We start from the raw sequence: 21,707 nt of genomic DNA on the forward strand, positions 1-21,707 counted from the left end.
CGGTCAGGAGAAAGCCCATGTGGCTCAGCAATTTCACCCTCGTTCTCCCAAACGAGGTGGTGAGTGAAGGTTCCGTGCGGGTTGAAGACGGCGCCATCGCCGAGATCAGGCCGGCGCCGGTCGCTGGGGCTGCCATCGATGGCGGCGGGCGGTTGCTGATGCCGGGCTTTGTCGATCTCCACGGCGACATGATCGAGCGCGAGATCGCGCCGCGCCCGAACGCGACGATGCCGATCGATTTCGGTATCCACGAGCTCGACAAGAAGCTTGCCGCCGCCGGCGTCACCACGGCCTTTGCCGCCGTCTCCTTCGCCACCGAAAGCGTCTACGGTCACGTCCGCTCGCTGGAGACGACCTCGGCGGTGATCGAGGGTATCAACCGCCTGCGCGATGATCTGCTGATCGACCACCGCGTCCACGCCCGCTATGAAATCACCAATGTCGGCGCCGCTGCCGCACTCGAGCGCCTGCTGAATGCCGACCAGATCGACATGGTTTCGCTCACCGACCACACGCCGGGCCAGGGCCAGTACAACAACCTGCAAAGCTACATCCTTAGCATTTCCGAGCGCCGCGCCATCTCCGAGGAAATGGCCGCCGAGATCGTCGCCAAGCGTATCGCCATGCGCAGCAATCCTGAGATCGGGGCCAAGCTGAAGGAGATCGTCGCGCTGTCGCTGAAGCACAAGCTGTCGCTTGCCTCGCATGATGATGACAGTGTCGAGAAAGTCGCCGAAATGCACGATCTCGGCGTCACCATCAGCGAGTTCCCGGTGACGGCGCCCGCCGCCGAAGAGGCCCGCCGCCGCGGTCTCTGGACGCTGATGGGCGCGCCGAATGCGCTGCGCGGCCAGTCGATGTCGGGCAACCTCAGCGCCCTCGATGCCGCCAGGGCCGGCCTCTTGAGCGTCATCGCCGCCGACTATCACCCGGCCGCCTTCGTGCCCGGCATCTTCAAGCTCGCCGACATGGTGGAAGGCGGCTTGCCCTCCGCCGTCGCCATGGCGACCGGCAATGCCGCCCGCTCCGCCGGCCTTCTGGATCGCGGCGAAATCGCCATCGGCCAGCGCGCCGATCTGGTGGCGGTCGAACCGGGTGAAGTCCATCGCATCCGCGCCACCTTCCGCGCCGGCCGCTTCGTCTACAGCGACGGCACGTTGCATCCATTGCGGGCGCTTGCGGCTTAGCTGGATCAGAACTTGAATTCGTCTAGGTGTGCGATCCCCGTCCGACTCCGGTGGGGTCGACCAGTCTGACGGTGTAGGCTGGCCAAAGGGATCACTCCGGTTCTCCTATTGTCGCGAGATCCAGGGCTGTGATGGCGGGCATTGACCCTGATGTGCTGTCACCCTGTGCCAGCAGCGCGATATCTCAACGTTATTAAAACTTTAGCGGCCGCTGCGATAGATAGTTCAACCTCCATGGGTATTATCAACTCAAAGGAGAAAATCATGGGCTGGAAGATTTTCGCTATCTGCAGCGCATTTTCGTGGGTTTGGGGCGTATCCGACTATGTGACGGGGAATGGTCCGCTCGGCGTGGTAGATGCTATCGCGTTACTTTTCTGGCTGAGTGGAACAGTGGTCGTTGGATTTTACGCGTTCAACATTGTGGTCTTGGATCTGCGAATACTAAATTTATTCTTTGTTTTATTTTCGATATTCGTTTTGGTGCAGATCACATATGCAGTATGGGTTGCCTTACCTCTGGTGGACCAAGCCCGCTCCAACGCCTATGCCGCCGGCGTCATCCTTGCGCTTTTCGCCATCATAACCTTCGAGGTTTTCACTTGGGTCGCTGTGCGCCGCTATTCGAAGGGGCTCACTCTTCGAGGCTCAGCAGAGTTTTAGGCTGAATGTCGGTTATTGTCCCATACCCAGGTTTCGGAACTCCACATGTTGAGTGAGGATGCTAAGGAGTCTTTTATAAGCGCCACCGCTCTGGTTGTTATTACCGGACATGAAGACGGCGCAACGGACCCTGGTCCAAGCGATGCCTTGTATCTCGCCAATTGGGAATACGGGGTGAAGCCGCATTTCATCTTTCTGGATGAGCTTCGAGGCATTGCTGCAATATCGGTGGCTCTCTTGCACGCCAGCCAGGTTTTTGGCTTCAATCTCAATTCCCACGCCTATCTGGCCGTGGATTTCTTTCTTTGCCTGAGCGGTTTCGTGCTCGCAAATGCGTACGATCAGAAACTGAGGTCGGGCGCTCTGCGAAGCCCGGCGTTCCTCCTGAAACGTATGGTGCGGCTTTATCCCATGATCGTGGTCGGTGTTGGCTTGGGCGTTCTCGCGTTGCAAGTCGCTTACGCGCCAGGGATTTCTCTCGCTGATGTTTCGATTCTTGCGGTCGGCGCGTTACTCCTGTTGCCCGCGGGCTTTTTGCTGGGGCAGGAGGCGTTCGCGATCAACAATCCGCTTTGGTCCATCTTTTTTGAAATGGTGGCTGGCATGATTTACGGATCGGTTGCTCGCCTAAGAATTCATTTTTGGCATGAGATAGCGGCTCTCGCGTTGTTGGCGGCGGCGCTTTTCGCAATTGTTTCGATCGAAGGCACTATCGGGCCCGTTGGATTTGGGAACTGGCGAACGTTCTTTGAAGGGTTCGTCAGGGCCGGCTTTTCGTTCCTTGCCGGTATTCTCATTTTCCGCTGGCAAATCATTCAGCGGATCCCCGCTGTACGACGTCAAATCCCGCTTTTCGTCCTGATCGCTGTTTTATTTTTGCCGTTCGCCGTCCCACGCGACATCTACGATTTCGTCTGCATCGCCGTCATTATTCCAATCGTGGTGGCGCTAGCGGCTGCCGTTCCGCAGAGTGAGGAGCAGCCATTCGCGGCCTACCTTGGACAATTGTCTTATCCTCTTTACACCGTCCATTTGCCTGTTATTCAACTTGGCTCTCAATTCCAAAACGTCACAAACAGCTTTATTCCATTGCCGATCGCCGTGAGCTGCACGCTCTTGGCTGCTGTTGCTGGGGCTCATTTTCTACACACGCAGTTCGACAGACCTGTTCGTGCTTATCTAAGCCGCAAGTTTTCTCTGAACTAAATTAGGCCCGGTCGCCGATCAGCGAAATCAGCTGGGCTTTAGGCGCAGTGGCCGAAGCCTCGGCACCGATGGCCTTGCCGCCTTGCATCGTGACGCGGCCCTCGGCAAAGAGCCGCAGCGCCTGTTTGTAGATCTGATGCTCGACGGTGAGCACGCGCGCCGCGAGGCTTTCGGCCGTGTCGCCTGTGAGAACCGGAACGGCGGCCTGGCCGATGACCGGTCCCTCATCCATGCCTTCGGTGACGAAATGCACGGTGCAGCCGGCGATGCGCATGCCGGCGTCGATCGCGCGCTGATGCGTATGCAGGCCCGGAAACAGCGGCAGCAGGGAAGGGTGGATGTTGAGCATCCGGCCTTCGTAACGCTGGATGAAGGTCGCGGTCAGCAGTCGCATATAGCCGGCGAGGCAGAGGATGTCGGGGGAAAGCTCATCGAGTGCGGAAAAGATCGCCGCCTCATGCGCCTCCTTGCTGGCATAGTCCTTGCGAGGGAAGGCGTAAGTGGCGATGCCTTCGGCAGCCGCCTTGGCAAGCCCGCCGGCCTCGGCCTTGTCGGAGATTACCCCGACGATTTCCGCCGGATAGTCGGCGGCCTTGGCCGCAGCGACCAGCGCCATCATGTTGGAGCCGCCGCCGGAGATCAGGACGACGACGCGTTTGCGCTTCGCGCTCATATGGCAAGCGTGCCCTTATAGACCGTGCCGGCGGCACCTTCGTCGCGGGTGATCATGCGGCCGAGTGTGACGACGGTCTCGCCCTCGGCTTCGAGGGCGGCGGAAACGGCGGCGACATTCTCGCCGGCGACGACGGCGATCATGCCGACGCCGCAGTTGAAGGTGCGCAGCATCTCCTTGGTTTCGACGCCGCCCGTCCTGGCGAGCCACGAGAACACCGTGGGAACCTTGACGGCGGCGAGATCGATCTCGGCTGCCAGGTGCTTCGGCAGCACACGCGGAATATTCTCCGGGAAGCCGCCGCCGGTGATGTGAGCCAGCGCCTTGATGGCGCCGGTCTCGCGGATCGCCTTCAGCAGCGGCTTCACATAGATGCGGGTCGGCTCGAGCAGGGCTTCGCCGAGCTTCTTGCCTTCGGCGAAGGGCGCCGGCGCATCCCAGCCGAGGCCGGACAGTTCGACGATCTTGCGCACCAGCGAGAAGCCGTTGGAATGAACGCCGGAGGAGGCAAGCCCGAGGATCACGTCACCCTCGGCAATATCGCCGGAGGGCAGCAGCTTGCCGCGTTCGGCAGCACCGACGGCAAAGCCGGCGAGGTCGTAGTCGCCGGAGGAATACATGCCGGGCATTTCGGCCGTCTCGCCGCCGATCAGCGCGCAGCCGGCCTGCCGGCAGCCGGCGGCAATGCCGCCGACGATCGCTGCGCCCTGGTCGGGGTCGAGCTTGCCGGTGGCGAAGTAATCGAGGAAGAACAGCGGCTCGGCGCCCTGGACGACGAGATCATTGACGCACATGGCGACGAGGTCGATGCCGACCGTGTCGTGATAATCGGCATCGATGGCAATCTTCAGCTTGGTGCCGACGCCGTCATTGGCGGCGACCAGAACCGGATCGGTAAAACCGGCGGCCTTGAGGTCGAACAGCCCGCCGAAGCCGCCGATCTCGCCGTCGGCGCCGGGACGCCGGGTCGAGCGCACCGCCGGTTTGATCTTCTCGACGAGGAGGTTGCCGGCATCGATGTCGACGCCTGCGTCGCTGTAGGTCAGGCCGTTTTTCCCAGACTGGCTCATGCTGGTCTCCGATGGCTATTTCAGGCGGCGGACGCGCCGCGTCATCTGCCGGTCGCAATTGCATGACAGGGGCCTTTATGCAAGCGTCGCATGGCAAAAGCCCCCAATTTCCCGCGTCTTCCCCGAGCCTTTCCGGGATTTGGCGCGACAGGGTTGACCATCTTTGCGCCCGCATCCTATGTGCTGAATGGCCGCGTCGGTTCGGATGCGGCGTTTGGCGGCGGAAAGCGATCAGCGGGGAAGCGATGCCACAGCAAGTCAGCGGCAGCAGTCTCAAGCGTCAGATTTTCTTCTGGCTGATCGTGCTCGTCTTCTTCATCGTCTTTCTCTACGTCTTCAGCTCGATCCTGCTGCCCTTCATCGCCGGCATGGCGATCGCCTATTTCCTCGATCCGGTCGCAGACAGGCTGCAGCGGCTGGGCCTGAGCCGCATGATGGCGACGGTCGTCATCCTGATCGCCTTCGTCATCACCTTCGCGCTGGCGCTGATGATCCTCATTCCCGTGCTCGTCAGCCAGTTCAACGATTTCGCCGAGCGGCTGCCGACCTATATCAGCCAGCTGCAGCAGTTCATCGACAACTCGAAAAACTCGCTGCTGCCGGACTGGGTCAGAAGCCAGGCCGGCACGATCAAGGACAATTTCTCCGGCATCCTCTCCGAAGGCATGGGCTTTCTGACCGGGCTCTTCGCGCAGATCTGGAATTCCGGCAAGGCGATCGTCGACGTCATATCGCTGCTCGTCGTCACCCCCGTTGTCGCCTTCTATATCCTGCTCGATTGGGACCGCATGGTCGACAAGGTCGATCAGTGGATCCCGCGCGATTATATCAGCGACGTCCGCCAGATCGCCAGCGAGATCGATCAGGCGATCGCCGGCTTCATCCGCGGCCAGGGCTCGCTCTGCCTCATCCTCGGCATTTATTATGCCGCCGGCCTGTCGCTCGTCGGGCTGAATTTCGGCCTGCTGATCGGGCTCTTTGCCGGCATGATCAGCTTCATTCCCTATGTCGGCTCGCTGGTCGGCCTGGTTCTCGCCGTCGGCGTGGCGATCGTCCAGTTCTGGCCGGATTATCCCTGGATCGGCCTGGTGCTCGTTGTCTTCTTCAGCGGCCAGTTCCTGGAGGGCAACATCCTGCAGCCGAAGCTCGTCGGCTCCAGCGTCGGACTGCACCCGGTCTGGCTGATGTTTGCGCTGTTTGCCTTCGGCGCGCTCTTCGGTTTCGTCGGTCTTCTGGTCGCCGTGCCGGCTGCTGCCGCCGTCGGCGTCCTTGTCCGTTTCGCGCTTTCACGCTACCTTCAGAGCGATCTTTATTTTGGCGGGTCATCAGGCGGCCGCGCCCGGAAGACGAAATCAGTTTCCAATGAATGACGTGAAGAACGCTGATCCGAAGCGCAAGGCCGGAGAGCAGCTGCCGCTGGTCTTTTCGCACGATGCCGCAAGCGGGCGCGACGACCTCCTGATCTCGGAGCGTCTCGCCGCCGCCGTTTCGATCGTCGATGCCTGGCCCGCATGGCCGTCGCCGGTCGTCGTGCTCGCCGGCCCGGTCGGTTCGGGAAAATCGCATCTCGCCCGCATCTGGCGGGAATTGAGCGGCGCTGTCGACATCCATCCCGAGCTTGGCTCGGACGCCGCAATTGCCGCCGCCGCCGGCCCGGTGCTGTTCGAGGATGCCGACCGCCTCGGCTTCGACGACAATGCGCTCTTCCACGTCATCAACAGCGTGCGCGAAAACGGCACCAGCCTGTTGATAACAAGCCGTCTCTGGCCGATCTCCTGGCCGGTTTTGCTGCCGGATCTGCGTTCTCGCCTGAAAGCTGTGACCGTCGTCGAGATCGGTGAGCCCGACGAGGCGTTGCTGTCGCAGGTGATCGTCAAGCTCTTCGCCGACCGCCAGCTTTATATAGATGACAAACTCGTGCTCTATATCGTCAACCGGATGGAGCGGTCGCTGAATGCCGCCCAGACGATCGTCGAAAGGCTGGACCGGCTCGCCCTGTCGCGGGGTACGAAAATCACCCGGTCTATGGCTGCCGAAGTATTGAATGAATTGGGAAATTCGGAGCCGGCCGATTGACTGTCACAGTTCCGTCGTGAAACTGATATAATTGCCTTCGGCGATTGAGAACGGGGTGGACCATGGACAGTGCAGTCGCAGAGCATCAGGAACTCACTCCGGAAACCAACGACAACACTCCCCCGCTGGAAGAGCTGCTCAAAAGCCCCGAGCGCTTCATCAACCGAGAATTCTCCTGGCTGCAGTTCAACCGCCGTGTCCTGGAAGAAACGCTGAATACCGAGCATCCGCTGCTCGAGCGCGTTCGCTTCCTGTCGATCTCGGCCGCCAACCTCGATGAATTCTTCATGGTGCGCGTCGCCGGCCTCGAGGGCCAGGTGCGCCAGAACATCGTCATCCGCAGCCCCGACGGCAAGACGCCAGCCGAGCAGCTCGATTCGATTCTGCAGGAGATCGACCATCTGCAGATGGAGCAGCAGGCCTCGCTCGCCGTGCTGCAGCAATATCTCGCCAAGGAAGACATCCTGATCGTGCGCCCCGGCGCCTTGAGCGATGCCGACCGCCAGTGGCTGGCCACCGAATTCGAACAGGCGATTTTTCCGGTTCTGACGCCATTGTCGATCGATCCGGCCCATCCGTTCCCGTTCATTCCGAATCTCGGCTTCTCGATCGGCCTGCAGCTCGTCAGCAAGAACGGCCGCGAGCCGATGACGGCGCTCTTGCGTCTGCCGCCGGCGCTCGATCGCTTCGTCCGTCTGCCGGACGATGGAAACACCATCCGCTACATCACGCTTGAGGATGTCGCCAACATCTTCATCCATCGGCTCTACCCGGGTTACGAGGTGCAGGGCTCCGGTACCTTCCGTGTCATCCGCGACAGCGATATCGAAGTCGAGGAAGAGGCCGAGGATCTCGTCCGCTTCTTTGAAACCGCGCTGAAGCGCCGCCGCCGCGGCAAGGTCATCCGCATCGAGACCGACTCGGAAATGCCGGCCTCGCTGCGCCAGTTCGTCGTTCAGGCGCTGAATATCCCTGACAATCGCGTCGCCGTTCTGCCGGGCCTTCTGGCGCTGAATACTCTGTCCGAGATCACCAAGGCGCCGCGCGAAGATCTCAGGTTTCCGTCCTACAACGCGCGATTTCCCGAGCGCGTCCGCGAACATGCCGGCGACTGCTTCGCCGCCATCCGCGAAAAGGACATGGTCGTCCATCACCCCTATGAATCCTTCGACGTGGTGGTCCAGTTCCTTCTCCAGGCTGCGCGCGATCCTGACGTCCTGGCGATAAAGCAGACGCTTTACCGAACCTCCAACGACAGCCCCATCGTGCGTGCGCTGGTCGACGCCGCCGAAGCCGGCAAGTCGGTGACGGCGCTGGTCGAGCTCAAGGCCCGCTTCGACGAAGAGGCGAACATCCGCTGGGCGCGCGATCTCGAGCGCGCCGGCGTGCAGGTCGTGTTCGGCTTCATCGAGCTCAAGACCCACGCCAAGATGTCGATGGTCGTCCGCCGCGAGGAAGGTAAGCTCCGGACCTATTGCCACCTCGGAACCGGCAACTACCACCCGATCACCGCGAAGATCTACACCGACCTGTCCTATTTTACCTGCAATCCGGTCATCGCCCACGATATGGCGAACATCTTCAATTTCATCACCGGCTACGGCGAGCCGGAACAGGGCATGCAGCTTGCGATTTCGCCCTATACGATGCGCCCGCGCATCCTGCGCCACATCGAGGAAGAAATTCAGCATGCCCGGAACGGCGCTCCGGCCGCAATCTGGATGAAGATGAACTCGCTTGTCGACCCCGACATCATCGACGCGCTCTATCGCGCCAGCCATGCCGGCGTTGAAATCGATCTCGTCGTGCGCGGCATCTGCTGCCTGCGCCCACAGGTGCCCGGCCTTTCCGAAAAGATCCGCGTCAAGTCGATCATCGGCCGCTTCCTCGAACACAGCCGCATTTTCTGCTTCGGCAACGGCCATGGCCTGCCGTCCGACAAGGCGCTGGTTTACATCGGTTCGGCCGACATGATGCCGAGAAATCTCGATCGCCGCGTCGAGACAATGGTTCCGCTGACGAATCCGACCGTTCACGAGCAGGTCTTGTCACAGATTATGCTCGGCAACGTGATTGACAATCAACAAAGCTACGAGATATTGCCCGACGGTACGTCCCGGCGCATGGAAGTGCGCAGAGGCGAGGAACCGTTCAATGCGCAGCAGTATTTCATGACCAATCCGAGCCTGTCGGGCCGTGGTGAAGCTCTGAAGTCCAGTGCGCCGAAGCTGATCGCCGGCCTGCTCGAAGGCCGCAACAACAAGTAAAACTGGACCTAGATGGTTGAATCTGAAGCCCAGGGGCGCCTTCCGGGGATCGCCCCGGTCTCCGTCGTCGATATTGGATCGAATTCCATTCGTCTTGTCGTCTATGAAGGCATGTCCCGTTCGCCAACCGTCCTCTTCAACGAAAAGGTTCTCTGCGGCCTCGGCAGGGGCATAGCCCTGACCGGCAAAATGGATGAAGCCAGCGTCGGCAGGGCTTTGGCGTCGCTGCATCGTTTCAAAGCCCTGTCCGACCAGGCGCGCGCCGCCACCATGTATGTATTGGCGACGGCCGCCGCGCGCGAGGCGAGCAACGGTCCTGATTTCATCCATCAGGCGGAAACCATCCTCGGCCGCAAGGTCCGCGTGCTCTCGGGCGAGGAGGAAGCGAAATTCGCCTCGCTCGGCATCATCAGCGGCTTCTTCAATCCCGATGGGATCGCCGGCGATCTCGGCGGCGGCTCGCTTGAATTGATCGATATCAAGGGCAAGGAGTTCGGCAAGGGCATCACCCTGCCGCTCGGCGGCCTGCGCCTGTCGGAATATGCCGGCGGTTCGCTCTCCAAGGCCCGCACCTTTGCCCGCAAGCAGGTGAAGACGGCAAAGCTGCTGTCGAAAGGCGAGGGGCGCACCTTCTACGCCGTCGGCGGCACTTGGCGAAACATCGCCAAGCTGCATATGGAGATGACGCATTATCCGCTGCATATGATGCAGGGTTATGAGGTCTCGCTCGAAGCGATGATGCTGTTCCTCGAACAGGTGGTGACCGCGCGCGATTCCAAGGAACCGGCGCTGCAGGCCGTATCCAAACATCGCCGCTCGCTGCTGCCCTTCGGCGCCGTCGCCATGAAGGAAGTGCTGAGCGCGATGAAGCCGTCGGTGATTTCCTTCTCGGCGCAGGGTGTGCGCGAGGGATATCTCTATTCGCTGCTGTCGGAGGGCGAGCGCCGCCTCGATCCGCTGCTTGCCGCCGCCGGCGAACTGGCGATCCTGCGTGCCCGTTCGCCCGAGCATGCCCGCGAGCTGGCGGAATGGACCGGCCGCATGATGCCCCTCTTCGGCATCCAGGAAACCGAAGAGGAAAGCCGCTATCGCCAGGCCGCCTGTCTGCTCGCCGATATCAGCTGGCGCGCCCATCCCGATTATCGCGGCCTGCAGGCGCTGAACGTCATCGCCCACTCTTCCTTCGTCGGCATCAGCCATCCCGGCCGCGCCTTCATCGCGCTGACCAATTACTACCGTTTCGAGGGCCTGCACGACGACGGCGCCACCGGCCCGCTGGCGCAGATCGCCACGCCGCAGCTCATCGACCGCGCCAAGCTGCTCGGCGGCATGCTGCGCGTCGTCTATCTCTTCTCGGCCTCGATGCCCGGCATCGTCAAAAACCTGACCTTCCGCAAATCGAAGAACCCGGACCTCGACCTCGAATTCGTCGTTCCCCCCGAATACCGCGACTTCGCCGGCGAACGTCTGGACGGCCGATTGCAGCAGCTGTCGAGGCTGACGAACAAGAGGCTGGCGTTTTTGTTCGAGTAGTCTGCGGGAGGCGTTGTGCCGTGCCGGCCCCCTCTGGCCTGCCGGCCATCTCCCCCACAGGTGGGGAGATCGGCTGGGCGCACCGGTTTCCCAAAACAACTGCCGTGGCAGCGCGACGAAACGGTAGAGGCGTGGGTAAGGCCAAGCCACTTGTGATCTCCCCACCTGTGGGGGAGATGCCCGGCAGGGCAGAGGGGGCTGGCACGGCATATCGTACGATGTGCCCACCAAACCAAACGAAAAAGGGCGGCACTCGCGCACCGCCCCTCCATATCACATCAAACCCAAATCACTTCGCGCTCAAAAACTCCCCAACCTCAAGCAGGCTGAACTCGTTATTATCAGCCTTGTCGACGGCGCGGCCGGCGGAGAAGGGCAGGTTGTTGTCGTTGCCGATGATGATGTGGGTGGCGTCGACGCGGTCGACGTTTTCGATCGTCACGAAGGGCATGTCGTAGACGCCGTCCTTGGCTCCGGCCTTCTTCTTGTTGTCGGGGTCCTGGATATTCAGAAGGTCGATATAGCCGATCTTGCGGACGGCCTTGCCGACATTGGCGTCGTTGAATTCGATCTTGTAGACGCGCTTCAGTTCGGCCGGCGCCTCGAAACAATCCGGCTTCGGCTGCTTCGGGTCGGCGCAGGCCTTGTCCTTGGTACCGGCGCCGCTGTCGCGCTCGATGACGAGAGCGGTCGTGTCGTCGAGCATGTTGAAGTCGCCGATCGACACACCCTTATCTTCGAATGGATAGAACCAGCTGCGGCCGGTCCACTTCTTGGAGGCGACGTCGAATTCGATGACGCGGACGGCGGTGTGGCCATCGACCGATTCCATCTGGCCGTCATCCTTGTAGATCGCCCCTTCGAGCAGGCCGTAGAGCTTGGAGCCATCCCTAGACATGGCGAGGCCCTCGAAGCCGCCGGAGCGCTTCAGGTTGAAGACCGGCATCTTCGCGGCCGGGTTCCCCGGAAGCTGGATCAGCGGATTGTCGGGCGAAAGCACCGGCTTGCCGTCGAGCGTCGTCGCGATGACGTCGGTCAGACGGCCCGCGGTGTCGAACTTGAGGATGTAGGGGCCGAATTCGTCGCCGAGCCAAAAGCCGTCGGCAACCGGCTGGATCGATTCGATATCGAAGTCGGCGCCGGTGAGGTAACGCGTATCGGTGCCTTCCAGCACGATCGGGAAGGGGGCGATCTTGTTCGGATCGGAGAGGAAGAGGTTCTTGACGACCTCAGCCTTGTTGGCCGCCCAGTCGAACTTCATCTGGTGCAGGAAGAGCATGGAGTCGGAGGAATTGGCCCTCGAGCCGAAGCCGTTGTCCGTGAGCGTCCAGAAGGTGCCGTCAGCCATCGTCTTGATGCCGGAGAAACCCTGGACCGCCTGACCGTCGAAGGGGAGCTTCAGATCGGTGACGCGGGCGCCGTCCTTGCCGGGAACGGTGCCGAGCGCTTCGGTGCGCTTGCGGTCCGGCGTCGTGAACTTGCCTGAGTGCTTGAGGAATTCAGGAGCGTCGGCCGGAGCCGGAACCAGGGTGTTGGCAGGCAGGATTGCCTGGCCGGCGAGCTTGGCCGGGAACTGCTGCTGGTCGGCCGAAGCGGAGGCGCCGATCAGGATGAAAAGCGATACGGAAGCAAAAAGGACGTTCTTCATAATATCCCCATGGAACAGATGCCAATGGCTTCCGCTTAGCAGGGCTTCCGTGTCAGCGAATTGACGGTTGGGTGAAGCTTTGGTGACGGGTGGAAATGCCGTTGCTCAGCCGTGCAGAATGACTGCCGGCGTGTTCAGCACGGTCACCGCCCGCGAGGAAAGCGCCATGACACCCAGCGCCTGGCCGCGTCCCTTGACGGCATGGGTGCCAAGATCCTCGCAAGCGATATCGTCGGGAAACTCCATGCGTCGGGCAAGCTCGGAGGAGATCAGCACCGGCCGGTTCAGGCTGCGGCAGAGCGTTTCCAGCCGGGCGGTGGTGTTTACCGTATCGCCGAAATAGCTGATCTTGTGATGATCGACGCCGATTTCGGCTGTGATGATCTCGCCGCCGTGAAGCGCGGCCCGCAGCTTCGGCACCTGCCCATAGCTTTTCCGCCAGCCGGCGGCATTGGCTTCGATATCGGCGAGGATATCGAAGATGCAGCGCACGCAGCGCGCATTCTTGACGCCGCGGGCAAGCGGCCAGGTGATGATCGCCGCATCGCCGACATAGTCGTTGATCATGCCCTTGTGGCGCCGGACCGGCTCGGCGAAGGTCGCAAACAGCGAACTCAGCAGCTGCTGCGCGCGAAGGTCGCCGTGTTTTTCGGCAAAAGCCGTCGAATCGACGAGATCGATGAACAGAAAGACACGCTCTTCCCGAACCGGATTGCGGTAGCGGCTGACCAGCATGCTCAGGAATACCTCGCGGCCGAGCAGTTCCCGCACGCGCAGAATGAAGATCATCGCCGAGCAGACGGCAAGCGCATAGAAGAAGACCTCATACGGCATGATGACGAGATCGAGGAGCGACGGCGGCTTCAGCATGCCGACCGACCAAAGCAGCAGACCGCCGCAGGCAAAGCCGATACTCATCAGGATCTCGTAGATCACCAGCTCGGTGATGATGAAGGCGAAAGTCGGCAGCTTCTGGATGCGCCTGTAGAGCCCGCGAAACAGCACCTTGCGTTCGAAGGCGATGATCGGCATGCCGATGAACAGCGCGAAGATGGCGCCGATAACGGGCGTCTGATCGGAATAGAACATCAGGTCATAGACGACGCCGCTGGCCGCAAGGACGATCGTGATCAGGATCCAATTCTGTGTCGGAGATATTTCCCGCATGCCGCCTCTGCGCCGTGATGTTTCTTCCTGCCATTGTTTCAGGCCGGAAAAAACCGTCAAGCGAATTCGAACTGCAGCACCACGCGTCTTTTAGAGGCGGCGGCGCTTGTTCCGAAGCCAATTCGCCGACTTTGTTGGGCCACGTGATTGCCTCTGCAAACACCTTGTCAATCTCAGGCCTTCGCCGTATTGCTATCAATAGTTGTGGGCGCCTTCCTGCACAGGAGTATCATGTACAGATTGATGGTTTTCTCAGTGATCACGATCGCGGCTGGCTCCGCACATGCAAGCGGGGTTCCGTTTTTCGCCAGTCCTGATGTGCCCGACTATTCCGCAAAGATGATCGTGCGTGATACCTATAATGACAAAGGGGGCCGCCAACGGGTCGTCCAACATCACAACGGCTGGACGCATGTTGAAGAGGACAGACGCGGAGAAACGAACATTTATTACGGACACTTCTTCAAGAACGTTGTTCTGAGGGCATCCAGGAAGAATGGTGAGATCTCTTCAATCGAGGTCAGGCAGGTCGAGCCGTCTCAGGACTATAACGGCATCATGGAGGTCAAGGAAACCGATGATGTCGAGGCCATCGGCGGTGAGCAGTGTCGTTGGCGGGAGATTGTTCGGAAAATGAATAAGGACGGGTCCGGGCCTGTTTGGTTAACTTGCCTGACCGGCGACGGAATAGAGGTCGCGACGAAAGTACTTTTCTCCAGTCGAGAGGTGATGTCCGAGACGCGGTTGGTTGAACTGCAGCGCGGGCCTGTGCCGGGGGCGGCGGTACGACCATCTATGCAGCTTTTTGAAGCCGGTACCTGGCTCAAACCATTGCCAAGCTATGACGATTACACTCCAAATGCTGGAGACTTTGAGGCGAAGCTGGTCAGCCACAGATCCGAGGAGAGGCTGTTACGTCATTATCCCTGGTGGCTCCGACAGCGTGACGGCGAGGATGGATCAATCCTGATCACCGTCTGGAACGAACTCGAAGACCAAGGGCTCCAATATTCCGCATCCAAGGGTGAGCGCAGGTTCGAAGCTATCCGCTCCTCCTCGAATCCTGGGCCATTCTCCAAGAGATTTGACATGGTGTCCGGGATGGTCGACATGAAAAAACAGGATCGGCTGCTCGGCGAAGACTGCGCATGGTATAACCGGACACCAGATTCCGCTGATGCAGGTCTGATGCAATGTCTGACTTCGGACGGTATACCGCTGATTGATGAACACTGGTCCGGCTGGGGTGACGGCGAGATATTCAAAATAGTGGCGTTAACGCGCCGGCCTGTGAGCATGGATGAAATGCAACCACCTCGTGATTACCTCGAGCCTGCTGCCTGGGGATTTATCAGGCCCTAATACTAGAGAGATAAGGTAGTAGCCTAAAACAAAGCAATGGCTTAGCCGTGACGGCTAAGCTTTGATATGCAGCCGTCTCAGAGGCTGACGGTCTCAACCTTCCGGCCGACGAAGCGCAGAGCGATCTGACCCTGGATCAGCTGCAGTGCCGGCTCGCCGAAAAGATCGCGCCGCCAGCCGTTGAGGGCGGCGACTTCGGCCTTCTCGCCCTCGGCGGCGATCCTGTCGAGATCCTCGCTGTTGGCGATCACCTTCGGCGCCACGCCGTGTTTTTCCGAAATCAGCTTCAACAACACCTTCAAGAGTTCGACGGCGGCAGCGGCCCCTTCGGGCGCCTGCGCCTGGCGCGGCACATGTGGCATATCGGCCTTCGGAAGAGCGAGCGCCGCATTGACGGCTTCGATGACGGCAGCGCCGGAGGTCGAGCGCTCCCAGCCTTTCGGAATGGTGCGCAGACGGCCAAGCGCTTCGGTATCCTTGGGCTGCTGCTGGGCGACCTCGTAGATCGCATCGTCCTTCAGAACCCGCGAACGCGGCACGTTGCGGGCGCGGGCCTCGCGTTCGCGCCAGGCGGCGACATATTTCAGGATCGCCAGCTCCTGCGGCTTGCGCAGGCGCATCTTCAGCCGCTGCCATGCATCGTCGGGATGCAGGTCGTAGGTTTCGCGCGCCTCGAGAATGTCCATCTCTTCGGAGAGCCAGGAGGTGCGGCCCTCGCGATCGAGTTCCGCCTTCAGCGACAGATAGACGTCGCGCAGGTGGGTGACGTCGGCCAGCGCATATTCCAGCTGTTTGTCGGAGAGCGGCCGGCGGCTCCAGTCGGTGAAGCGCGACGACTTGTCGATATGGACGTTCTTGATGCGGCTGACCAGCTGATCATAGGAGACGCTGTCGCCGAAGCCGCAGACCATCGCGGCGACCTGCGTGTCGAAGATCGGATGCGGGATGAGATTGCCGCGATTGAAGATGATTTCGATGTCCTGGCGGGCCGCGTGAAAGACCTTCAGCACCTTCGGATCGGCCATCAGCTCGAAGAAGGGGGCGAGATCGATGCCTTTGGCCAGCGGATCGACGAGCACTTCGGTCGTCGGGCTTGCCATCTGGATCAGGCAAAGCTCCGGCCAGAAGGTCGTCTCGCGCAGGAATTCGGTGTCGATGGTGATGAAGTCGGACTTGGCCAGCTCTTTGCAGGCGGCCGCCAAATCGGCGGTGGTTTCGATCATATCATTTCATTCGCAAGGAAAAGGTCGGTTGAACCTTCCTTCTCCTTTCGCTTCGATATGTCAATACAACAGCATAAGCTTCGCGCATTGCTGGCTAAGAATTACGTCCGAACTGCGGCAAAGGCCGCCTCAGCTCACTCTGACGTAGCTGGTCATCCCGGTCTTCTGGTGCTCGATGATATGGCAATGCAGCAGCCAGTCGCCGGGATTGTCGGCGACGAAGGCGAGCTGTACCTTCTCGTCCGGCTGGATGAGATAGGTGTCCGACACCAACGGCATCACCTCCCGCGTCGAGGAGGAGATCACCGTGAAGCTCATCCCGTGCAGATGGATCGGATGCGCATGCGGCGTGACATTCTCCAGATTGAAGACGTAGCTCTTGCCGAGCTTCAGTTCCGCAAGTGGCGCCGTCGGGTCGGGCGTGTCGCCCGGCCACGGCACCTTGTTGATCGCCCAGAAACTGTAGCCGAGCGTGCCGCAGATGCTGTCGACCGCGGCACTCTCTGCGGTGGCGCTCAGCACCAGCGGGATCTGCTCGGCTGTGGAAAGATCGGCCTTTTCAACCGGATTTTCGGCAAGCGGCCCGAGATCGCCGATCTCGCGCTTCAGCGACGATCCGGTGGCGCGCAGACTGGCGATCGTCTTCGGCATGGTGCCGCGAATATCCTCGAGTGTCGCGACGGCGCCTTCTCCATCCGGCATGCGCACGGCAAGATCGAGCCGCTGTCCTGGCCCGATCTGCAGCAGATCGAGAGGGAAACGCTTCGGCACCGGATTGCCGTCGATTGCGATGACGGTTGCAACCGCACCTTCCACCTTCAGCGAGAAGATCCGCGTCACGTCGGTCACGGCGATGCGCAGCCGCACCAGCCCGCCGGCCGGCGCGTCATATTGCGGCTCCTGATGCCAGTTGGCGGTGCGCACGGTGCCGTAGGTGCCGGATTTGGCGGCGTCACGCGGCCGGAAAGCGGCGATGAACTGCCCGTCGCCGCCAAGCCGCCAGTCGCGCAGGTTCAGCACCACCTCCGCATCGAAGTGAGGATCGGCCGGATCTTCGACGACGATGACGCCGGTCATGCCGTGCCCCATCTGCGTCAGCGTATTGCAATGCGGATGATACCAGAAGGTGCCGGCATCGGGCGGCGTGAAGGCATAATTGAAGCTGTCGCCGGTATAGATGTAGGGCTGCGTCATGAAGGGCACGCCGTCCATGCGGTTGTCGATACGAAGCCCGTGCCAGTGGATCGTCGTCGGCTCGTCGAGCCCGTTTTTCAGCCGCGCGGCGTAAGGGCGCCCCCTCGTCATCCGGAGAACCGGCGGCATGCCGTCATGGCCCCAACTCATGATATCCCGGGTGGGTCCCGCCTCGGTCAGCATCGCCTCGGTCTTGAGCGCCGTCAGCAGCTGCGGCTCGGGTGCTGCCTCCGCAGGCCCGAATTTGCCGGCAATGCCGATGCCGACGCCATAGGCGCCCGCGACGGCGGATGCCTTGAGAAGGTTGCGGCGGGTCAGGAGAGGCATGCGGGGCGCTCCACAGTGAGAATGCCGATCCTTTTAAAGTTGACCGGCTCCTTCATCAATACGGGAAGCGCGGCCAAACTGCCGCAGCATACAGGCCCCAGCCTCGCCATAAACGCGTGCCAAACGCGCAGGCGGCGCGCGCCAAGCCTTGACAAATCGGAGCGTCCATGCGCTTTTCCGCCCGATTTTCTTGTCGGCGCTTGAGGGTCTTTGAACCCTTGCTGCCGTCTTAAGCCACATTCCAGGATTTGAGATCATGCATCGCTATCGCAGCCACACATGCGCCGCCCTCCGCAAGACGGATGTCGGCTCGACCGTCCGTATCTCCGGCTGGGTCCATCGCGTCCGCGACCATGGCGGCGTTCTCTTTATCGACCTTCGCGACCATTATGGCATCACCCAGGTCGTCGCCGATCCGGACAGCCCGGCCTTCAAGATGGCCGAGACCGTGCGCGGCGAATGGGTGATCCGTATCGACGGCCTGGTCAAGGCTCGCACCGAAGACACCGTCAACAAGACGATGGCAACCGGCGAGATCGAACTCTACGCCCAGGAGATCGAAGTGCTCTCCGCCGCCAAGGAATTGCCGCTGCCGGTTTTCGGCGAGCCGGATTATCCCGAGGATGTCCGCCTCAAGTATCGTTTCCTCGATCTTCGCCGCGAAACGCTGCACCGGAACATCGTCAAGCGCACTCAGGTGATCTCGGCGATGCGCCGCGAAATGGGCGATGTCGGCTTCACCGAATATAGCACGCCGATCCTGACGGCCTCCTCGCCGGAAGGCGCGCGCGACTTCCTCGTGCCCTCGCGCATCCATCCCGGCACCTTCTACGCGCTGCCGCAGGCACCGCAGCAGTACAAGCAGCTGCTGATGGTTGCCGGCTTCGACCGCTACTTCCAGATCGCGCCGTGCTTCCGTGACGAAGACCCGCGCGCCGACCGCCTGCCGGGCGAATTCTACCAGCTCGACCTCGAAATGAGCTTCGTCACCCAGGAGGACGTCTGGGACACAATGGGCCCGCTGATGACAAGCGTGTTCGAGGAGTTTGCCGAAGGCAAGCCGGTCACCAAGGAATGGCCGCGCATCCCCTATGATGAGGCGATCCGCAAATATGGTTCGGACAAGCCGGACCTGCGCAACCCGATCGTCATGGAAGCGGTGACCGAGCATTTCGCCGGCTCCGGCTTCAAGGTCTTCGCCGGCATGATCGCCTCCAACCCGAAGGTGCAGATCTGGGCGATCCCGGCAAAGACCGGTGGCTCGCGCGCCTTCTGCGACCGCATGAACGCCTGGGCGCAGAGTCAGGGCCAGCCGGGCCTCGGCTACATTTTCTGGCGCAGCGAGAACGACAAGCTCGAAGGCGCAGGCCCCCTTGCCAAGAACATCGGCGAGGAGCGCACCGATGCGATCCGCGCCCAGCTCGGTCTCGGCGATGGCGACGCCTGCTTCTTCGTCGCCGGCGAGCCGGAAAAATTCTACAAGTTTGCTGGCGAGGCCCGCACCAAGGCCGGCGAAGAATTGAACCTCGTCGACCGCGACCGCTTCGAGCTGTGCTGGATCGTCGACTTCCCCTTCTTCGAGTGGAGCGAGGAAGAGAAGAAGGTCGACTTCGCGCACAACCCGTTCTCGATGCCGCAGGGCGGCCTTGACGCGCTGCAGAACCAGGATCCCCTGACGATCAAGGCTTTCCAGTACGATGCCGTCTGCAACGGCTTCGAAATCGCCTCGGGCTCGATCCGCAACCAGTCGCCGGAAACCATGGTCGCCGCCTTCGAGAAGGTCGGTCTCAGCCAGCAGGACGTCGAGGATCGTTTCGGCGGCCTCTACCGCGCCTTCCAGTACGGCGCACCGCCGCATGGCGGCGCTGCCTTCGGCATCGACCGTATCGTCATGCTGCTCGTCGGCGCGAAGAACCTGCGCGAAATCTCGCTCTTCCCGATGAACCAGCAGGCCCAGGATCTGCTGATGGGTGCGCCGAGCCCGGCAACGCCGACGCAACTGCGCGAACTCTCGATCCGGCCGATCCCGCCGGTCAAGAAGGACTGAGTTCGTCTGATTTGAACCTAAAGAAGCCGGGCGACCTCTGAACTGCCCCGAAAGTTGGTGCCCAACTTTCGGGTGCAGTTCAAATCGTCGGGCTTTTTGCTGTCGTTCACAAGGCCGCGTAGATCGCCTCACGCAGATCGAGCGTGAACTTACCCCACATGCCCTCCAGCGTCGTGTTCGTCAGGGCGACGACGGTGAGCCGGTTCACCGGATCGATGAACCAGCTATGGCCGTAGACGCCGCCCCATTTCAACGTGCCACGGGGGAAGGGGACGCCGGCTTCAGCAGGATCGGTGATGACAGACCAGCCGAAGCCAAAACCGGAGCCATGTTCGTGCTGCTGGCGAAGGCCGCCGGCCTGATCGGTCGTCATCATCCGTACGGTTTCGCTGGAGAGCAGCGGTGCGCCACCCCTACGGATGGTTTCGAGCACGGAAAGGACGTCACCAGCCGTTCCCGCCATGCCGGCGCCGCCCGAATGATAGGAGGCGGGATCGAAGATGCGGTTCGGCGCGAAGCGGATGGGGCCCATCTGCGATATCACCACCGCATCTTCGCCCATGAGCGCCGGTTCGGGTGATGCGTTCCTATAAGCGGCTGCAAGCCGGCTGCGGTCACGAACCGAAAAGGCCGTGTCGGCAAGCCCGAGCGGTCCTGTCACCAGTTCGGCAACGGCCTCAGCCAACGGCACGCCGGTTTCCGCCTCGATGACGCCGCCGAGAACGTCCATGGCAAGGGAATATTGCCAGTCGCTGCCTGGCGCGAAACGCAGCGGCACGCTGGCGATCCGCCGGAGATTTTCGGTGAGCCGCAGTCCCGGTTGGTCGAGGCCGTCGGAAATGCCGGCGCTGATATAGGGACCGCCGTCCTCTTCGGAGAAGCTGTAACCGAGCCCGGACGTATGGGTCAGCAGGTGGCGGATGCGAATGGTGGCTTCGCTGCCATCAGGTAGCCTCGGCCGGAAATCCGGCAGCCATCTTGTCACCGGCTCGTCGAGCCCAATCCTGCCTTCCTCGATGAGCCGCATTGCGGCGATGGTGACGATCGGTTTGGTGATGGAGGCAAGCCTGAAGATGGTGTCCTCACGCATCGCCTGCCTATTTTCACGGTCGGCGAAGCCGGCTGCGCGGCGATGGACGATGTCGCCGTTGCGGGCGACGAGCACCACCGCTCCGACCAAGCGCTTCTCTTCAAGCGCGCTTGTGATTGCGGCGTCGACAGCCGCGCCAAGGGATGAATGCCTGTCGGCATTCGCCGTTTCGAGGGGAAGACTCATCAGATCAAACCTTCTATAATCACAATGACCATTCCTGAATTAGACAGGTGCGTCAGAATTTCTAGAGTGATCGTTGTGAAAAATAGTCCAGAGATAAAAAATCCTTCCGCTCGCCGCCGTGGCCGTCCCCCGGCCTTCGACCGCGAGACGGTTCTGTCGGCCGCCCGCGAGACTTTCTGGGCGCATGGATACGAGGGCGCCTCGATCGCCGATCTGACGGCGGCCATGGGCATCACGCCGCAAAGCCTCTATGCCGCCTTCAATTCGAAGGCCGATCTCTATCGTGCGGCGCTGGATCAATACCGAGCGCTGGGCGCCGACACCTCGTCCGCGCTCGGCGAGCCGATCGATACCGTCGCCGCCTTCGAGCGGATATTGCGGGGCTCGGCCGCGCGGTTTTCGGCCCCGGAACATCCGAAAGGCTGCATGATCTCCACGGCCGTGCTGAACTGCGCCAGCGAGAACGAGGTCATTGCCGACCATGTCGCGGCGCTGCGCCGTCGGTCGCTGGAGGCCTATGCGGCAAGGATCGAGCGCGGCATCCGCGAGGGCGACATCAGGGCCGATACTGACCCTCGCGCGCTGGCGCGCTTCCTCGGCGCGATCGTCCAGGGCATGTCCGTGCAGGCGAGGGACGGCGCATCGCTTGAGGAATTGCTTGAGATTGCAAGCTTCGCCCTTGCCGAAGTCGCCCGCCACCGCGTCTGAAAAGGAAAGGCCCGGCAGCGTGTGACTGACACCAGCTACTGGGGTCGGTCACACGCTGCCGGGCCTTTTGTCGTCAGATT

Annotated in this window: 17 protein-coding genes; 10 read left to right on the forward strand and 7 right to left on the reverse strand. The window is 61.4% G+C overall.

The window, feature by feature from the left end; genetic code table 11:
* The first annotated feature begins 17 nt into the window (after nucleotides 1-17).
* From AF337_RS23000 to AF337_RS23010, 3 genes are all read left to right on the forward strand, one after another.
* The gene (locus tag AF337_RS23000) at nucleotides 18-1,187 is read left to right on the forward strand and encodes an alpha-D-ribose 1-methylphosphonate 5-triphosphate diphosphatase (RefSeq protein WP_049733958.1); all 1,170 of its coding nucleotides are present in this window, start codon (nucleotides 18-20) and stop codon (nucleotides 1,185-1,187) included.
* A 264-nt stretch (nucleotides 1,188-1,451) separates the two neighbouring features.
* Entirely contained in the window at nucleotides 1,452-1,850 is a 399-nt protein-coding gene (locus AF337_RS23005) for a hypothetical protein (RefSeq protein ID WP_049733959.1), read from the forward strand.
* A 45-nt stretch (nucleotides 1,851-1,895) separates the two neighbouring features.
* Nucleotides 1,896-3,056: an acyltransferase family protein gene (locus tag AF337_RS23010; RefSeq protein ID WP_082336850.1), complete on the forward strand. Its 1,161-nt coding sequence runs from the start codon at nucleotides 1,896-1,898 to the stop codon at nucleotides 3,054-3,056.
* Nucleotide 3,057: 1 nt separating this feature from the next.
* Here the strand turns inward: AF337_RS23010 and purN are convergent, their stop codons facing one another.
* Together purN and purM are read right to left on the reverse strand one after the other, a co-directional pair.
* Nucleotides 3,058-3,729: a phosphoribosylglycinamide formyltransferase gene (purN, locus tag AF337_RS23015; protein ID WP_049733960.1), complete on the reverse strand. Its 672-nt coding sequence runs from the start codon at nucleotides 3,727-3,729 to the stop codon at nucleotides 3,058-3,060.
* Nucleotides 3,726-4,799, reverse strand: coding sequence for a phosphoribosylformylglycinamidine cyclo-ligase (purM, locus tag AF337_RS23020; protein WP_049733961.1), 1,074 nt, complete (start codon nucleotides 4,797-4,799; stop codon nucleotides 3,726-3,728). The genes purN and purM overlap by 4 nt, the downstream gene beginning before the upstream one ends.
* A gap of 245 nt (nucleotides 4,800-5,044) precedes the next feature.
* Here purM and AF337_RS23025 point away from each other — a divergent pair, with 245 nt between their 5' ends.
* The 4 genes from AF337_RS23025 (at nucleotide 5,045) to ppx (ending at nucleotide 10,675) form a co-directional block, all read left to right on the forward strand.
* Nucleotides 5,045-6,169 (forward strand): AI-2E family transporter, encoded by a 1,125-nt coding sequence (locus AF337_RS23025; RefSeq protein WP_049733962.1) that lies wholly within the window; start codon nucleotides 5,045-5,047, stop codon nucleotides 6,167-6,169.
* Nucleotides 6,162-6,875 carry a DnaA regulatory inactivator HdaA gene (gene hdaA, locus AF337_RS23030; protein ID WP_049733963.1) on the forward strand — a complete coding sequence of 238 codons (714 nt, stop codon included), beginning with the start codon at nucleotides 6,162-6,164 and terminating at the stop codon, nucleotides 6,873-6,875. Before AF337_RS23025 ends, hdaA begins: the two co-directional genes overlap by 8 nt.
* Nucleotides 6,876-6,937: 62 nt before the next feature.
* Nucleotides 6,938-9,142 carry an RNA degradosome polyphosphate kinase gene (locus AF337_RS23035; protein ID WP_049733964.1) on the forward strand — a complete coding sequence of 735 codons (2,205 nt, stop codon included), beginning with the start codon at nucleotides 6,938-6,940 and terminating at the stop codon, nucleotides 9,140-9,142.
* A 12-nt stretch (nucleotides 9,143-9,154) separates the two neighbouring features.
* A complete protein-coding gene (gene ppx, locus AF337_RS23040; protein ID WP_049733965.1) occupies nucleotides 9,155-10,675 on the forward strand; it encodes an exopolyphosphatase in 1,521 nt (506 codons plus the stop codon).
* A gap of 289 nt (nucleotides 10,676-10,964) precedes the next feature.
* Here the strand turns inward: ppx and AF337_RS23045 are convergent, their stop codons facing one another.
* Entirely contained in the window at nucleotides 10,965-12,323 is a 1,359-nt protein-coding gene (locus AF337_RS23045) for an esterase-like activity of phytase family protein (RefSeq protein ID WP_049733966.1), read from the reverse strand.
* A 105-nt stretch (nucleotides 12,324-12,428) separates the two neighbouring features.
* Nucleotides 12,429-13,490 (reverse strand): adenylate/guanylate cyclase domain-containing protein, encoded by a 1,062-nt coding sequence (locus tag AF337_RS23050; protein ID WP_049733967.1) that lies wholly within the window; start codon nucleotides 13,488-13,490, stop codon nucleotides 12,429-12,431.
* Between the two features lie 231 nt (nucleotides 13,491-13,721).
* On the opposite strand from AF337_RS23050, the gene AF337_RS23055 reads away from it, so the two are divergent.
* Nucleotides 13,722-14,852 (forward strand): hypothetical protein, encoded by a 1,131-nt coding sequence (locus AF337_RS23055; RefSeq protein ID WP_063844344.1) that lies wholly within the window; start codon nucleotides 13,722-13,724, stop codon nucleotides 14,850-14,852.
* 77 nt (nucleotides 14,853-14,929) lie between these two features.
* Here AF337_RS23055 and rnd read toward each other — a convergent pair whose 3' ends face one another.
* Together rnd and AF337_RS23065 are read right to left on the reverse strand one after the other, a co-directional pair.
* The gene (gene rnd / locus AF337_RS23060; RefSeq protein WP_049733968.1) at nucleotides 14,930-16,075 is read right to left on the reverse strand and encodes a ribonuclease D; all 1,146 of its coding nucleotides are present in this window, start codon (nucleotides 16,073-16,075) and stop codon (nucleotides 14,930-14,932) included.
* A gap of 129 nt (nucleotides 16,076-16,204) precedes the next feature.
* On the reverse strand, nucleotides 16,205-17,596 hold the full coding sequence (locus tag AF337_RS23065; protein WP_049733969.1) for a multicopper oxidase family protein: 1,392 nt from the start codon (nucleotides 17,594-17,596) through the stop codon (nucleotides 16,205-16,207).
* A 256-nt stretch (nucleotides 17,597-17,852) separates the two neighbouring features.
* Here AF337_RS23065 and aspS point away from each other — a divergent pair, with 256 nt between their 5' ends.
* A complete protein-coding gene (aspS, locus tag AF337_RS23070; protein ID WP_049733970.1) occupies nucleotides 17,853-19,643 on the forward strand; it encodes an aspartate--tRNA ligase in 1,791 nt (596 codons plus the stop codon).
* A 106-nt stretch (nucleotides 19,644-19,749) separates the two neighbouring features.
* On the opposite strand, the gene AF337_RS23075 is transcribed toward aspS, so the two are convergent.
* Nucleotides 19,750-20,919 carry a serine hydrolase domain-containing protein gene (locus tag AF337_RS23075; RefSeq protein WP_049733971.1) on the reverse strand — a complete coding sequence of 390 codons (1,170 nt, stop codon included), beginning with the start codon at nucleotides 20,917-20,919 and terminating at the stop codon, nucleotides 19,750-19,752.
* A gap of 66 nt (nucleotides 20,920-20,985) precedes the next feature.
* Here AF337_RS23075 and AF337_RS23080 point away from each other — a divergent pair, with 66 nt between their 5' ends.
* On the forward strand, nucleotides 20,986-21,627 hold the full coding sequence (locus AF337_RS23080; RefSeq protein ID WP_082336851.1) for a TetR/AcrR family transcriptional regulator: 642 nt from the start codon (nucleotides 20,986-20,988) through the stop codon (nucleotides 21,625-21,627).
* Nucleotides 21,628-21,707: the final 80 nt, after the last annotated feature.

Source organism: Rhizobium ecuadorense, assembly GCF_001187535.1.
Classification (GTDB): domain Bacteria; phylum Pseudomonadota; class Alphaproteobacteria; order Rhizobiales; family Rhizobiaceae; genus Rhizobium; species Rhizobium ecuadorense.